This is a genomic window from Micromonospora sp. AMSO12t (assembly GCF_008806585.1).
GTDB lineage: Bacteria > Actinomycetota > Actinomycetes > Mycobacteriales > Micromonosporaceae > Micromonospora > Micromonospora reichwaldensis.
The window spans coordinates 1-12,206 of record NZ_WAAS01000201.1 but is presented as its reverse complement, the minus strand read 5'-3'; the positions used below and the strand labels follow the sequence as shown (position 1 = coordinate 12,206).

At 73.2% G+C, this 12,206-nt stretch carries 9 protein-coding genes; 5 read left to right on the top strand and 4 right to left on the bottom strand.

The window, feature by feature from the left end; translation table 11 throughout:
• Positions 1–1,040 (bottom strand): iron ABC transporter permease (locus tag F6X68_RS23910; RefSeq protein WP_151456387.1); only part of this gene is annotated, 1,040 nt, incomplete at its 3' end.
• A 154-nt stretch (positions 1,041–1,194) separates the two neighbouring features.
• Here F6X68_RS23910 and F6X68_RS23905 point away from each other — a divergent pair.
• Complete coding sequence (locus F6X68_RS23905; RefSeq protein WP_151456386.1) at positions 1,195–1,554, top strand: YciI family protein; 360 nt, start codon at positions 1,195–1,197, stop codon at positions 1,552–1,554.
• Positions 1,555–1,566: 12 nt separating this feature from the next.
• Here the strand turns inward: F6X68_RS23905 and F6X68_RS23900 are convergent, their stop codons facing one another.
• Positions 1,567–2,007, bottom strand: a complete 441-nt coding sequence (locus F6X68_RS23900) for a cytidine deaminase (protein WP_132235868.1) — start codon at positions 2,005–2,007, stop codon at positions 1,567–1,569.
• Between the two features lie 190 nt (positions 2,008–2,197).
• Between F6X68_RS23900 and hrpA the strand changes: the two genes are divergently transcribed.
• Positions 2,198–6,220, top strand: coding sequence for an ATP-dependent RNA helicase HrpA (hrpA, locus tag F6X68_RS23895; protein ID WP_151456385.1), 4,023 nt, complete (start codon positions 2,198–2,200; stop codon positions 6,218–6,220).
• Here hrpA and F6X68_RS23890 read toward each other — a convergent pair.
• Both F6X68_RS23890 and F6X68_RS23885 read right to left on the bottom strand, forming a co-directional pair.
• Entirely contained in the window at positions 6,187–7,527 is a 1,341-nt protein-coding gene (locus F6X68_RS23890; RefSeq protein WP_151456384.1) for an NAD(P)/FAD-dependent oxidoreductase, read from the bottom strand. The two genes, hrpA and F6X68_RS23890, sit on opposite strands and share 34 nt — an antisense overlap.
• 153 nt (positions 7,528–7,680) lie before the next feature.
• On the bottom strand, positions 7,681–8,610 hold the full coding sequence (locus F6X68_RS23885) for a LysR family transcriptional regulator (RefSeq protein ID WP_151456383.1): 930 nt from the start codon (positions 8,608–8,610) through the stop codon (positions 7,681–7,683).
• 77 nt (positions 8,611–8,687) lie between these two features.
• On the opposite strand from F6X68_RS23885, the gene F6X68_RS23880 reads away from it, so the two are divergent.
• Genes F6X68_RS23880 through F6X68_RS23870 form a run of 3 tightly spaced genes read left to right on the top strand, consistent with a single transcriptional unit; the run spans position 8,688 to position 12,077 of the window.
• On the top strand, positions 8,688–9,377 hold the full coding sequence (locus F6X68_RS23880) for a succinate dehydrogenase cytochrome b subunit (RefSeq protein WP_225852390.1): 690 nt from the start codon (positions 8,688–8,690) through the stop codon (positions 9,375–9,377).
• Position 9,378: 1 nt separating this feature from the next.
• Entirely contained in the window at positions 9,379–11,316 is a 1,938-nt protein-coding gene (locus F6X68_RS23875; RefSeq protein ID WP_151456381.1) for a fumarate reductase/succinate dehydrogenase flavoprotein subunit, read from the top strand.
• A complete protein-coding gene (locus tag F6X68_RS23870; protein ID WP_132235856.1) occupies positions 11,313–12,077 on the top strand; it encodes a succinate dehydrogenase/fumarate reductase iron-sulfur subunit in 765 nt (254 codons plus the stop codon). The genes F6X68_RS23875 and F6X68_RS23870 overlap by 4 nt, the downstream gene beginning before the upstream one ends.
• Positions 12,078–12,206 lie beyond the last annotated feature (129 nt).

The window sequence follows — 12,206 nt, the reverse complement described above, 5'->3', positions numbered from 1 at the left end:
GTCACGACCTTCGCGCGGCGGACCAGGAAGGCCAGCAGCGGGGCACCGATCAGCGCGGTGACGATGCCCGCGGGCACCTCCCCGGGCGGCGCGACGAGCCGCCCGACGACGTCGGCGCCGAGCAGCAGCGCGGGCCCGAGCAGCGCCGAGACCGCGAGGGTCCAGCGGTGGTCGGCGCCGACCAGGGCGCGGGCCAGGTGCGGCACCGCGAGCCCCACGAACGCGATCGGCCCGGCGGCGGCGACGGCCGCCCCGGTGAGCAGCACCGCGGCGACGCCGCCGCCGATTCGGACCAGCCCGATCCGGTGCCCGAGGCCCCGGGCCACGTCGTCGCCGAGGGCGAGCGCGTCCAGGCCCCGGGCGACGAGGGCGGCCAGGACCAGCCCGGCGAGCACGAACGGCACCACCTGGGCGGCCACCGTGAGGTCCCGGCCGGTCAGCCCGCCGACCACCCAGAAGCGGTACTCCTCGAAGGTGCGGGCGTCCATGCTGAGCAGCGCGTACACCACGGAGGCGAGGCTGGCGTCGAGGGCCGCGCCGACCAGCGCGAGGGTGACCGGGCTGGCGCCCTCGCGGGCCTTGGCCGCGACGGCGAAGACCAGCACGCCGGCCCCGAGCGCACCGGCGATGCCGAACCAGACGTACCCGGCCAGCGTGCTCACGCCGAAGACGGAGATGGCCAGCACCACGCCGAACGAGGCGCCGGCGCTGATGCCGAGGATCCGCGGTTCGGCCAGCGGGTTGCGGGTGAGGGCCTGGAAGAGGACACCGGCGACGGCGAGCGCCAGCCCGACGGCGAGGCCCAGCGCGGTGCGCGGCATCCGCAGTTCCCGCACGATGGTGGCGGCCTCGCCGCCGTCCGGGGCGATGAGCGCGCGCCACACCTCGTCGACGGCCAGCGCCCGGCTGCCGAGCGCGAAGCTCGCCAGCACGGCCAGCAGCAGCACCAGCGCGGCGGCGACCGTGACCGCGAGCCGACGGCCCCCACGCGCCCGGGGCCGGGTGCCGGCAGGTGCCGGTCGGGTGGCGAGGGTGGTCACGAGGCTCCTGCACGTTCGGGCTTAGGGTCGCCTTACCGTAGCGGAACGCCCTGGCCGGGCCTAACTCGCCGTCGTCGATCCGGGCGGCGCTGAGCAGGGCGGACAGCGCCGGATCCGGTCGGGCGGCGGCCCCGGCCGCCCTAGGGTTGTGGGCATGCGATTCGACCAGCACACAGTGGTGCTCCTGAGCCGGCCGACGGACGCGCCGCAGCTACCGCTGGACGCGGCCGACCGGTTGCAGGACGCCCACCTGGCTCACCACGCGGGGCTGGTGGAACAGGGGCTCGTGCTGGCCGCGGGGCCCTTCGTCGACGCCGACGACGAGCGGCTGCGCGGGTTCGTCGTGCTCTCCATCTCCCCGCAGGAGGCCCGAGAGCTCTACCACAACGACCCGGCCGTGCGGGCCGGGCGGCTCAGCGTGCAGGTGATGAGCTGGATGGTGCCGGAGGGCATCGTGCGGTTCGAGAGCGTGCCGCTGCCCCGGTCGATCCTGGCGGCCGCCGCCGGCGACTGACGGCCCGGGACGTCAGTCGGCCGGTCGCGGCGCGGGGAGCGGGCCGGCGGGCCCGTCGAGCTGCTGGTCGGCCCAGACGTACGTCTCCGGCAGCAGTTCGGCGACGTGCACCACGCGTAGCGCGTCCATCGGCCCGACGATGACCCGGACGGTGGGGAAGTAGTCGCGCAGCACCTGCCGGCAGCGCCCGCAGGGCGGGATCACCCCGCGCCCCCGGTCGCCCACCGCGACGATCGTCTCCAGCTCGGTGACGCCCTGGGTGGCGGCAGCGCCGACCGCGACCACCTCGGCGCAGGGCCCACCGGTGAAGTGGTAGACGTTGACCCCGGTGAAGACCCGGCCGTCGGTGGTCCGCGCGGCGGCGGCAACCGTGTGGTTGTCGCTGCGGCAGCGCAGCTTGGCGACCGCCGTGGCGGCCTGCACCAGGGCCCGGTCGGTGTCGCGCATCGTCATCCAGTCCCCCGTGGCCAAGGTCGGTCGACGCCCCACTCTAGTCCGAGGCGACGCCGCCGCGTGGCCCCGACGGCCGGTCCGAGGCGACGCCGCCGCGCGCCCCCGACGGGCGTGGGCGCGCGCGGGCCGGGGCGGTGCGGCGGTAACCCGGGGGCGGTCCGGCCGTCGGCTGCCTATCCTTGGCGACGACATGCAGAATCCAGCCGCACCCGCCGCGACCGACCCCGTCCGCGAGCTGCACCGCCGCCTCCGTCCCCTGATGTTCCGCGACCAGCGCCGCCTGCAACGGCGCCTGGACGGGATACGCCGGCTGCGCGACCCGCAGCGCCGGGAGTCGGCGCTCGACGAGATCGCCGCCGACGTGGCGCGGGCCGAGGCGCTGCTGGCGAGCCGGCGCGCCGCCGTACCGGTGGTCACCTATCCGGCCCAGCTGCCGGTCAGCGAGCGCAAGGACGACATCGCCGCCGCGATCCGCGACCACCAGGTGGTGATCGTGGCCGGCGAGACCGGCTCCGGCAAGACCACCCAGCTACCGAAGATCTGCCTGGAGCTGGGGCGCGGGATCACCGGGCTGATCGGGCACACCCAGCCGCGCCGGCTGGCCGCGCGTACGGTGGCGGACCGGATCGCCGAGGAGCTCGGCACCGAGCTGGGCGACGTGGTCGGCTACAAGGTGCGCTTCAGCGACCAGGTGAGCGACCGCAGCCTGGTCAAGCTGATGACCGACGGCATCCTGCTCGCCGAGTTGCAGACCGACCGGATGCTGCGCCAGTACGACACGCTGATCATCGACGAGGCGCACGAGCGCAGCCTCAACATCGACTTCATCCTCGGCTACCTCCGGCAGCTCCTCCCCCGCCGCCCCGACCTCAAGGTGATCATCACCTCGGCGACCATCGAGACCGAGCGGTTCGCCCGGCACTTCGCGGGCCCGCCCACCGCCGACGAGCCCGACGGCGTACCGGCGCCGGTGGTCGAGGTCTCCGGGCGGACGTACCCGGTCGAGGTGCGGTACCGGCCGCTGGTCGAGGTGGCCGAGGGCGAGGACGACGGGGAGGACGAGGAGAACGTCCGCGACCAGGTCCAGGCCATCGGCGACGCCGTCGAGGAGCTGGCCGCCGAGGGCCCCGGCGACGTCCTGGTCTTCCTGAGCGGCGAGCGGGAGATCCGCGACACCGCCGACGCGCTGGGCAAGCTGGTGGAGAAGAAGCCGGCGCTGCGCGGCACCGAGATCCTGCCGCTGTACGCCCGGCTCTCCACCGCCGAGCAGCACCGGGTCTTCGCCCCGCACGCCGGGCGCCGGGTGGTGCTCGCGACCAACGTGGCGGAGACCTCGCTCACCGTGCCCGGCATCAAGTACGTGGTGGACCCGGGCACGGCCCGCATCTCCCGCTACAGCAGCCGGCTCAAGGTGCAGCGGCTGCCGATCGAGCCGGTCTCGCAGGCGTCGGCCAACCAGCGCAAGGGGCGCTGCGGGCGCACCTCGGACGGCATCTGCATCCGCCTCTACGACGAGCAGGACTTCCTGTCCCGCCCGGAGTTCACCGACCCGGAGATCCTGCGCACCAACCTCGCCTCGGTCATCCTCCAGATGACCTCGATCGGGCTCGGCGACGTCGCCGCGTTCCCGTTCATCGACCCGCCGGACCGGCGCAACGTCGCCGACGGCGTCAACCTGCTGCACGAGCTCGGCGCGCTGGACCCGGCCGAGGCCGACCCGGCGAAGCGGCTCACCCCGCTGGGCCGGCGGCTGGCGCAGCTCCCCGTCGACCCGCGGCTGGCCCGGATGGTCGTCGAGGGCGAGCGCAACGGCTGCGCCACCGAGGTGATGGTGATCGCCGCCGCGCTGTCCATCCAGGACCCCCGCGAGCGGCCCGCCGACAAGCAGGCCCAGGCCGACCAGGCGCACGCCCGGTTCACCGACCGCGAGTCGGACTTCGTGTCGCTGCTCAACCTGTGGCGGCACCTGCGCGAGCAGCAGCGCGAACTCTCCTCCAGCGCGTTCCGACGGATGTGCAAGGCCGAATACCTCAACTACCTGCGGGTACGCGAGTGGCAGGACATCGTCAGCCAGTTGAGGCGTACCACCGAACAGGCTGGTGGGCGACCGGCCGACGGCGGCGGCGGGCGCCGGGGCGGCGCGGACCTGCCGGAGGAGATCGACACCCCGAAGGTGCACCAGTCGCTGCTGCCCGGCCTGCTGTCGCACGTCGGGCTCAAGGACGCGCAGAAGCACGAGTACCTGGGCGCCCGGGGCGCGAAGTTCGCGCTCTTCCCCGGCTCGGCGCTGTTCAAGAAACCGCCGCGCTGGGTGATGGCGGCCGAGCTGGTGGAGACCTCCCGCCTCTGGGGCCGGGTCGCCGGCCGGGTCGAGCCCGAGTGGGTCGAACCGCTGGCCCAGCACCTGGTCAAGCGCAGCTACAGCGAGCCGCACTGGGAGAAGAAGCAGGCGGCCGTGATGGCCTACGAGAAGGTGACCCTCTACGGCATCCCGCTGGTCACCTCACGCAAGGTCAACTTCGGCCGGATCGACCCGGCGCTGTCCCGGGAGCTGTTCATCCGGCACGCCCTCGTCGAGGGCGACTGGCAGACCCACCACCACTTCTGGGCCGACAACCAGCGGCTGCTGGCGGAGATCGAGGAGCTGGAGCACCGCGCCCGGCGCCGCGACATCCTCGTCGACGACCAGACCGTCTTCGACTTCTACGACGCGCGCGTCCCGGCCGACGTGGTCTCCGGGCGGCACTTCGACGCCTGGTGGAAGAAGACCCGCCGGGAGCAGCCCGACCTGCTCACCTTCACCCGGGAGCTGCTGGTCAACGCCGGCCGCACCGGCGTGGACGAGACCGACTACCCCGACGAGTGGTCCGCCGACGGGGTGACGCTGCCGCTGACCTACCGGTTCGAGCCGGGCACCCCGACCGACGGCGTGACAGTCGACATCCCGCTGCCCCTGCTCAACCAGGTGCCGGCGGAGAGCTTCGACTGGCAGGTGCCCGGGCTGCGCGAGGAGTTGGTGATCGCGCTGATCCGCTCGCTGCCCAAGGCGGTGCGCCGCAACTTCGTCCCGGTGCCGGACTTCGCGCGCGCGGCGCTGGCCGCGATGCCCGCCGGCGAGGAGCCGCTGCTGGACGCGCTGACCCGGCAGTTGCGCCGGATGACCGGCGTCACCGTGCCTCGGGACGCGTGGGAGCCGGAGAAGCTGCCGCCGCACCTGCGGGTCCGCTTCCGGGTGCTCGACGAGGAGAACAAGCCGGTCGCCGAGGGCAAGGACCTGCCGGCCCTGCAACGCCAGCTCAAGGCGGAGGTACGCCAGGTCGTGGCCGCCGCCGCACCCGACGTCGCCCGCACCGGGCTGCGCGAGTGGAGCATCGACACGCTGCCGCGCACCATCGAGCAGGTCCGCTCCGGGTACGCGGTGACCGCGTACCCGGCCCTGGTCGACGAGGGCGACACCGTCGGGGTGAAGGTCTTCGACTCGCCCGCCGAGCAGGAGGCGGCGCACTGGGCGGGCACGCGGCGGCTGCTGCGGCTCACCGTGCCGTCGCCGGCGAAGTTCCTCCAGGGGCGGCTGTCCAACGAGGCGAAGCTGGCGCTGAGCCGCAACCCGCACGGCGGCGTGCAGGAGCTGATCTCCGACGCGGCCGGGGCGGCCATCGACAAGCTGATCGGCGACGCGGGCGGCCCGGCCTGGGACGCCGAGGGCTTCGCCGCCCTGCGGGACAAGGTCCGGGCCGACCTGGTGGACACCGTGGTCGAGATCATGGACCGGGTGCGCCGGGTGCTCGCCGCCGCGTACGCGGTCGAGCAGCGCCTCGGCGCCACGCGGAACCTGGCGGTGGTGGCCGCGCTGGCCGACATCCGGGCGCAGCTGAACGGCCTGGTGCACAAGGGCTTCGTCACCGAGACCGGCTACGCGCGCCTGCCCGACCTGCTGCGCTACCTCACCGCGATCGAGCGGCGGCTGGACCGGCTGCCGGGCAACCCGCAGCGCGACAAGCAGCAGCAGGACCGGGTGGCGGTGGTGCAGAAGGAGTACCAGGAGATGCTCGCCGCGCTGCCGCCGGGGCGCCGGCAGTCGACGGCCGTCCGGCAGATCCGCTGGATGGTCGAGGAGCTGCGGGTGAACGTCTTCGCCCAGGCGCTGGGCACCCCGTACCCGGTGTCGGAGCAGCGGATCTACCGGGCGATGGACGAGGCCGAGGGCAGGTAGGGCGACCCGCGCAGCACCCGCAACAGCACCGGCGGGGAGAGCAGCCGCGTCGGCGGGTCGACGAGGTTCACCACCCGCAGGAACGCCGCGCCCAGCGCCGGGTCCCGGGTCGCCGCCTCGTGCAGCCGGCCCACGTACGCGTTGACCAGGCGTACCCGCGGCGAGCGGCGGCCGGGCACCTCGGGGAAGCGCAGGTCGGTGCCGACGGCGATGGACCACGGCCCGTCGATCAGCCGGGCCGCGCCCCGGAAGAACCGCCGGGCGAGCCGGTCGGACGGCCGTCGCAGCAGTCGGCGCAGCAGCAGGGCCTCCAGCGCGGCCACCGTCATGCCCTGCCCGTAGACCGGGTTGAAGCTGCACACGGCGTCGGCCACCACCAGGTAGCCCGCCGGGAAGCGGCGCAGCCGCTCGTAGCGCCGCCGCACGCTGGCCGGGAACTTCATCGTCGCCGGTGGGCTCTCCGGCCGCGCCGTACGCAGCAGGTCGGCGATCTGCGGGGCGGCGAGGGTCTCGGCGAAGGCGGTCATCCCCTCGTCGTCGGCCGGCGGCTCCTCGCCGAGCATGCCGCTGAGCGCCACCGCGAACCGGCCCTGCTCCTGCACGGCGACGATGCCGCCCCGGGGCTGGCCGGGCACGGCGTTGGTCAGCGCGCCGAGCAGCCCCTCCAGGTGGTGCGGCTCCCGCCGGTAGGTGCGGGTGAGGTAGGTGACGCCGACCTTGACCCGCTCCTCCGGCGCCGGCCGGTAGCCCAGCTCGGCCAGCCACACCGGGCTGCGGGTGCCCCGGCCGCCGGCGTCGACGACGAGGTCGGCGGCGACGGTGGTCGGGTCCCCGTCGCGGAGGCGCAGCCGTACGCCGGTGACCCGTCCCCGGTCGAGGGTGGTGGTCAGCCCCTCCACCTCGCAGCCCGCCACGATCCGCACCCCGGGCAGGGCGGCCACCCGCTCCCGGACGACCTGCTCCAGCAGCGGCCGGCTGACCCCGAGGGCGAACAGCGGGGACGGCGCGCGCCGCATCCGGTGGCCGTTGTTGTACCAGTGGACCTGCTCGTGCAGGTCGACCGTGGGCACGCCCCGCGCGCTCAGCTCCGCCGAGATCCCGGGCAGCAGCTCCTCGAACGCCTGCCGGCCCCGGGTCAGCAGGACGTGCAACTGCCGCCCCTGCGGTACGCCCCGGCGGCTCTCCGCCTGCTCGGGCAGCAGGTCACGGTCCACGAGGGTGACCCGCTCGTACGCCTCGGTGAGTGCGCAGGCGGTCAGCAGCCCGCCCATGCTCGCGCCGATCACCACGGCGCTGCCCGTTGCCATGCGGGCAGCGTAGGCAGGCCGGCGGGGCCCGGTCGTCTTCCGTCGTGCGCACCTGGCGGCGTCGGATGGCGCGGCCGGGCGGCCTGGGACGGCACGGCCGGGCGGCGTGGGACCGGCGCGTTCCGGCGCCGTGGGACCAGCGTGCCGGCGGCGTCAGAGGGGCTCGACGCCCGGCGGCAGGTCCCCGCCGGTGGTGGCGTCGCGGACGTAGTCCAGCAGTATCCGGCGCAGCTCCCGGCCGGCGTGGGTGGGCACCACGTCGCGGCGCCGGGCGACCGCGATGGTCCGCCGGACGCCGGGTGGGGCCAGCCGGGTGACGCGTACGCCGGGGCGCCGGGCCACCACGATGCCGGGGACCAGCGCGACGCCCAGCCCGGCCTCGACGAAGCTCAGCACCGCGTCCATCTCGCCCCCGTCGACGGCGATGGTCGGCTCGAAGCCGGCCTCCCGGCAGGCCTGGAGGGTGGCGTCGCGCAGGTCGTAGCCCTCCCGGAACATCACCATCGGCTGGTCGCGCAGGTCGGCGACGCGCAGCTGACCGGTCTCCGGGCTCACCGACAGCTCCTCGACGGAGGCGACCACCAGGCTCTCCCGCAGGATGGGGTCGGCGCGCAGCCCCGGGTCGGTGCCCTGGGCCGGCATGATGATCAGTGCCAGGTCGAGGTCGCCGCGGAGCAGGCCGCGGACCAGGTCCTGCGAGCCGCTCTCCTCCACCCGAAGGTCGATGGTGGGGTGGGCGTCGCGGAACCGGCGCAGCACGGGTGGGGCGAGCGAGGTGGCGAGGCTGGGGGTGGCGCCGAGCCGGACCCGACCACGGCGCAGGCCGACCAGCTCCTGCACCTCGCGGGTCGCGGTGTCGACGTCGGCGAGGATCCGCTTGGCCAGCGGCAGCAGCACCTCACCGGCCGCGGTGAGCGTGATGTTGCCCCTTACCCGCTCGAACAGCGGGGCGCCGAGGCCGTCCTCGAGGGCGTGAACTTGCTTACTCAACGAGGGCTGGGTGATGCCCACGATGTCGGCGGCTTGGGTGAAATGTCGTACTTCCGCCACCGCAACGAAGTACTTCAGCTGATGGAGCTGCATCTACATAGCCTATAGCTATCAAGACTGCGAGTTCGATGCATTGGACGACTGAATCAAGTGCTCCTAGCGTCGATCGCGTGGTAGTCACGAGAACTCGGTCGCCCATCCGCTCCAGCGTCGGCCTGAAGGCCGTCATGGCGGTGACGGGCATCATCCTGGTGCTGTTCCTCATCGCGCACATGCTCGGCAACCTGAAGATCTTCACGGGGGCGACCTCGTTCGACCACTACGCGCACTGGCTGCGCGAGATCGGCGCCCCGATCCTGCCCGGCGTGTGGTTCCTGTGGATCCTGCGGATCGGGCTGCTGGCGGCGGTGCTCGGCCACATCTGGGCCGCGACCGCCCTCGCCGTGCGCGCCCGCGCCGCCCGCCCGGTGCAGTACGCGCACCGCAAGAAGGTGCAGGGCAGCTACGCGGCCCGCACCATGCGCTGGGGCGGCGTGATCATTCTGCTCTTCGTGATCTACCACATCCTGGACCTCACCACCGGCACGCTGAACCCGGTCGGCGACCCGAGCCGGCCGTACGCCAACGTGGTGGCCGACTTCGCCCCGGAGCGCTGGTACGTCACGCTCTTCTACACCCTGGCGGTCGTCACCCTCGGCTTCCACCTGCGGCACGGCCTGTTCAGCGCGCTGCGCAGCCTCGGCCAGCAGAGCCCGCGCGGCGAGCGGCGGGCCCGAGCCGTGGCGCTGGGCTTCGCCGTCGTGCTCTGCGCCGGCTACCTGGCGGTCCCGTTCGCCGTACTCACCGGATTGGTGTCCTGACATGGATCTCTACACCGAGGGCGACCCGATCGCCGACACCAAGGCTCCCGACGGCCCCATCGAGACCCGCTGGGAACGCCGCCGCTTCGAGGCCAAGCTGGTCAACCCGGCCAACCGCCGCAAGATGACCGTGATCGTGGTCGGCACCGGCCTGGCCGGCGGCTCGGCCGCCGCCACGCTGGGCGAGCAGGGCTACCGGGTCAAGACCTACTGCTACCAGGACAGCCCGCGCCGGGCGCACTCCATCGCCGCGCAGGGCGGCATCAACGCCGCCAAGAACTACCGCAACGACGGCGACTCGGTGCACCGCCTCTTCTACGACACCGTCAAGGGCGGCGACTTCCGCTCCCGGGAGTCCAACGTGCACCGGCTGGCCGAGGTCTCGGTCAACATCATCGACCAGTGCGTCGCCCAGGGCGTCCCGTTCGCCCGCGAGTACGGCGGCCTGCTGGACACCCGCTCCTTCGGCGGCGCGCAGGTGCAGCGCACCTTCTACGCCCGGGGCCAGACGGGCCAGCAGCTGCTGCTCGGCGCGTACCAGGCGCTGGAGCGGCAGATCGGCCTCGGCAACGTGGAGATGAACACCCGGCACGAGATGCTGGAGCTGATCGTCGTCGACGGCAAGGCCCGCGGCATCGTCGTGCGGGACATGGTCACCGGCGAGATCACCACCGAGTTCGCGGACGCCGTCGTGCTCGCCTCCGGCGGCTACGGCAACGTCTTCTACCTCTCCACCAACGCCAAGGGCTGCAACGTCACCGCCACCTGGCGGGCCCACCGCAAGGGCGCGTACTTCGCCAACCCCTGCTACACGCAGATCCACCCGACCTGCATCCCGGTCTCCGGCGACCACCAGTCGAAGCTGACCCTGATGAGCGAGTCGCTGCGCAACGACGGCCGGGTCTGGGTGCCCAGGACCAAGGGCGACACCCGCAGCCCGAGGGAGATCCCCGAGGACGAGCGGGACTACTACCTGGAGCGGATCTACCCCTCCTTCGGCAACCTGGTCCCCCGCGACATCGCGTCGCGCGCCGCGAAGAACGTCTGCGACGAGGGGCGCGGCGTCGGCCAGACGGGGCTCGGCGTCTACCTCGACTTCTCCGACGCGATCGACCGGCTCGGCCGCAAGGCCATCGAGGCCAAGTACGGCAACCTCTTCGAGATGTACGAGCGGATCACCGGCGAGGACCCGTACGAGGTGCCGATGCGGATCTACCCCGCCGTGCACTACACGATGGGCGGCCTCTGGGTCGACTACGACCTCCAGTCGTCCATCCCGGGCCTGTTCGTGATCGGCGAGGCGAACTTCTCCGACCACGGCGCGAACCGGCTCGGCGCCTCGGCGCTGATGCAGGGTCTGGCCGACGGCTACTTCGTGCTGCCGAACACCGTCGCCCACTACCTGGCGTCCGGCCCGTTCGAGAAGGTCGACGCCACGCACCCGGCGGCCGTGCAGGCCCGCGCCGACGTCGAGGACCGGATCCAGCGGCTGCTGGCCGTCGACGGCGACCGGACCGTGGACTCGTTCCACCGCGAGCTGGGCCAGATCATGTGGGAGCACTGCGGCATGGAGCGCAGTGAGGCCGGGCTGCGCAAGGCGATCGACGAGATCCGCGCGCTGCGCGAGCAGTTCTGGCAGCGGGTCCGGGTGCCGGGCACCGGCGAGGGGCTCAACCAGTCGCTGGAGAAGGCCGGCCGGGTGGCCGACTTCTTCGAGCTGGCGGAGCTGATGTGCATCGACGCGCTGCACCGCGAGGAGTCCTGCGGCGGTCACTTCCGGGCCGAGCACCAGACGCCCGACGGTGAGGCGGAGCGCGACGACGACCGCTTCGCGTACGTGGCGGCCTGGGAGTTCACCGCCACCGGCGAGCCCTCGGTGCTGCACAAGGAAGACCTGAACTTCGAATACGTCCACCCCACGCAGCGGAGCTACAAGTGAACCTGACCCTGCGCATCTGGCGCCAGTCCGGCCCCGAGGACAAGGGTCGGATGGTGACCTACAAGGTCGACGACGTCTCCCCGGACATGTCGTTCCTGGAGATGCTCGACGTCCTCAACGAGCGGCTGATCCTCGCCGGCGAGGAGCCGGTGGCGTTCGACCACGACTGCCGCGAGGGCATCTGCGGCATGTGCGGCCTGATGATCAACGGCGACGCGCACGGGCCGCAGCGCGGCACCACCGCCTGCCAGCTGCACATGCGGCAGTTCTCCGACGGCGAGACGATCGACATCGAGCCGTGGCGGGCCCGGGCCTTCCCGGTCATCAAGGACCTGGTGGTCAACCGGGGCGCCTTTGACAAGATCATCGCGGCCGGCGGCTACATCACCGCGCCGACCGGCAGCGCCCCCGAGGCACACTCGACCCCGGTCGCCAAGGCCAACGCGGACGCCGCCTTCGAGGCGGCGGAGTGCATCGGCTGCGGCGCCTGCGTGGCGGCCTGCCCGAACGGCTCCGCCATGCTCTTCACCGCCGCGAAGGTCACCCAGCTCTCGCTGCTGCCGCAGGGCCAGCCGGAGCGCTACACCCGGGTGATCGGCATGGTCGACGCGCACGACGAGGCCGGCTTCGGCGGCTGCACCAACGCCGGTGAGTGCACCGTGGTCTGCCCGAAGGGCATCCCGCTGAACACCATCGGCCGGCTCAACCGCGACTTCCTGATGGCCACCTCGAAGCGGGGCGACAACACCCCCGGTTCCTGAGCCGCACACCTCACGCCGGCGAGGTCGGCACAGGGCCGCCGCGTCTTCCAACGCGGCGGCCCTCGCCGTAGCGCCCACCCGATCGCGGCGACCCTCGCCGTAGCACCTGCCGATCGCCGGCCCGCCGTC